This window comes from Acinetobacter sp. ANC_7654, from assembly GCF_056779855.1.
The window spans coordinates 1-366 of record NZ_JBWYIR010000032.1; the positions used below are offsets into that span (position 1 = coordinate 1).

The 366-nt window shown below is 49.7% G+C and carries 1 protein-coding gene; it reads right to left on the reverse strand.

The window, feature by feature from the left end; all coding sequences use genetic code 11:
* Window positions 1–366, reverse strand: a 366-nt coding sequence (locus AC1M86_RS14800) for a phage late control D family protein (protein WP_481608258.1), incomplete at both ends; no start/stop codon positions are given.

Consider the following 366-nt stretch of genomic DNA (forward strand, 5'->3'; position numbering starts at 1 on the left):
CTGTCGCATCACTGCGGTGGTAGCGAATGTTGCGTCGGTTAAGGGCTTGGTATTGGCTGTTGTCGTCAATCAGGCGGAGCTTTTGTGCTTCAATCGGGCTGTTGTTGCTCGATACAATCGGTTGGGCTTCATCAATGAGCCAGTTAATGCCTTCACTGCGTAGTAAGCGAGTCAGAAAGTCGTAGTCGCTTTCGTTGCTTTGCATGATAAAGGGTCGGATGTCGTATTGTTGTTGCAATCCACTGTGGTCTAGGCTGAGGCTCGAGGCAAAGAGCGGGCTTTTGTTTTGCCATTCTTCAAAGAGGATTTCCACCACTTCGACCACGGATTTATTCATAAATACGCGGCTGTTGCGGCGTTTGTGCC